Origin of the sequence: Candidatus Chordibacter forsetii (assembly GCF_964187505.1) — a bacterium.
Taxonomy (GTDB): Bacteria; Verrucomicrobiota; Verrucomicrobiia; order Opitutales; family Seribacteraceae; genus Chordibacter; species Chordibacter forsetii.
Map to the genome: position 1 here is coordinate 1 of NZ_CAXLML010000156.1, position 2,648 is coordinate 2,648.

At 45.1% G+C, this 2,648-nt stretch carries 1 protein-coding gene; it reads left to right on the top strand.

Annotated elements, in window-relative coordinates; translation table 11 throughout:
* Positions 1 to 2,317, top strand: a 2,317-nt coding sequence (locus ACKPQ4_RS06620; protein WP_407680408.1) for a tetratricopeptide repeat protein, incomplete at its 5' end; no start/stop codon positions are given.
* Positions 2,318 to 2,648 lie beyond the last annotated feature (331 nt).

The window sequence follows — 2,648 nt, forward strand, 5'->3', positions numbered from 1 at the left end:
AGAATTATTTGGTTCATCCCCATTCAAAGGTAAAGTTTGTTTTTGTACGATTTTACTAGTGACTTTTCTGACGGTTTGGAGTTGTTCCGATTCTGAGAAAGTAAACCCGCATAGACCTTCTGTCCATAAAGACGAAATTTATCTCGTTGATCAGTATGTTGGTGCAGATACTTGCGCGGAATGTCATGACCAAGTTCATGAAAAATGGGAAAATAGTCACCATTTTCACGCTATGGAATTGCCCAATGAGCAAACAGTCCGTGCGGACTTCAATGGTTCTACATTTGATAATTATGGAGTAACTACCAAATTTTTTCGTAAAGGGAAAAAATACTTGGTGGAAACCGAAAACCAGGAGGGGGAACTGGAAACCTTCGAGGTTGCTTACACCTTCGGGTGGGAGCCTCTTCAGCAATACCTAATTAAATTTCCTGATGGTCGGCTTCAGGTACTACCTACTTGTTGGGATGTCAAAAAAAAGGAATGGTATCATCTCTACCCGGATGAACGCATTGCTCCGGAAGACCCTTTGTTTTGGACCCGTTCCTTACAGAATTGGGATCACATGTGTGCTGATTGCCACTCGACAAACCTGCGTAAAGAATTTGATTTTTCCACGCAGGCTTTTTCCACAAAATATTCTGAAATTAATGTGGCCTGTGAATCTTGTCATGGTCCCGGGGCTGAGCATGTCGCCCAGGCGAAATCCGGTGCAGGGTGGGCTGGTATTGCTGATTTTGCATTGGCAGATATTAATTCCACTAATGTAGCACAGATCGAATCATGCGCCAAATGCCATGCGAGAAGGTCCATGGTTCATCCTGGTCACCATGCAGGCAATCGTTTCCTTGACCATTTCCTTCCGGAGGTCACGCAACCTTGGTCACCCGAGATGCAGGTTCCTACTTATCATGTAGATGGTCAAATCGACGATGAGGTCTATGTTTACGGTTCTTACATTCAGAGCAAGATGTTTCATCAGGGGGTCAAGTGCACCGATTGCCATGATGCCCATACTAGCAAACTGCATCATTACGATAATCAGCTTTGCACCCGTTGTCATGAGCCAAGTGATAAAAATCCGGCAGGTTTTGATAATCCGGGGCACCATTTTCATGAGATGGGTACAAAAGGGGCTAATTGCGTGGAATGCCACATGCCTCATAAAAATTACATGGTTATTGATTCCCGAAGGGATCATAGTATACGGATTCCCCGACCGGATCTATCCGCAAAATTTGGGCACCCTAATGCCTGTAATAATTGCCATTCTGATAAATCTTTCGAGTGGGCTGCAGGTGCGATTGAGCGAATAAAGGGACCAATTCGGCCAAAGGAGGCTCGTCATCCCGGTGCGTTTCATGCCTATCGGTCCGGTGCTCCTGGGTCGGAAAAACTTTTACTCAAGGCAAGCCAGGATGAGACCGCTCCAGCCTTTACTCAATCAGGAGCTTTATTGGCATTGCGTTCATTTATAAGCGAATCATCCACAGAGGAAGCTGTTCGACAACTGGATTCCAATCAATCGGTTGTTCGTGTTGCAGCGGTGTCCAAATTGGAGAGTTCGGAACCATCTGATTTGTATCAATATTTAGTCCCGGTTCTCCGGGATTCTGTTCGATCGGTTAGGACTGAAGCCGCCCGTGTCTTGGCGACATTGCCAAAGTCTTACTTCAAAAAGGAAGAGCTATCTTTATTTGAAGGGGTCTTGGAGGAGCTCAAGTCTCGTTATAATAGCAATTTAGATCGAGCTGAGTCCCATCTTTCCCTGGGGATCTTGGAAGAAAACCAAGGAGAACCTGCCAAAGCCGAGCGTCACTACCGGAATGCTATCGTCAGGGACGATCTTTTTGTACCGGCGAGAATGAACCTCGCCACCTTACTGAGTGCATCGGGTAGGGTGGTAGAAGCCGAAGGGTTGCTCCGCGAATCTGCCCGTATCCAGCCAACCTGGGGGCAGGTGCATTACTCGCTTGGTTTGCTTCTTGCTGAAGATACGAAACGCTTACCCGAAGCCATTCGTTCCTTGGAACGAGCTGCCTGGCATTGGCCTGAGAACCCTCGGGTAACCCACAACCTGGCGATAGCTTATTGGCAAAGCAATCGAGTTGAGGATGCAGTTCGTTCATTTGAGCAATCCATTCGGCTTCAGCCCAATAATCCGGAATTCCTTCAGCGAATAAGCGAATTACTTGCTCAAAATGATCGCTGGTCTGAGGCACTGCCTTACCTTCGCAGGTTGGTTTTGCTTGTACCTAACGAGCCTAGTTTCAAATCATTCTTTGAAGAAGCTAACAGGCAGTTGGGTATAAGGTGAGTTGGTTAGTGACAGGTTAATCTCCTGTTATGCTTTTGGGCTTCATTACTTTTTTACCCTTTCAATTTAAAAAAAAACCTCCCCCGGCGACCAAAGTCTTACCGAAGGAGGAGCCTTTTTGAACTGATGACCCCGTTAGTAAGCGGGGTCTTTTAACTGTATAACTACCTTTCATTCCATTATACCAAGTTGTCAAAAAAAAACTTAATTTTATCTAATCAATGCCATTAGTATTATTAATTTGCTGATTTTGTTGTATTTTTGCACTTAGTTAGATGCAATAATCTTGCGAAAAGCACAATTTAACTTATCCCTAGGGAATGTCTTTTTT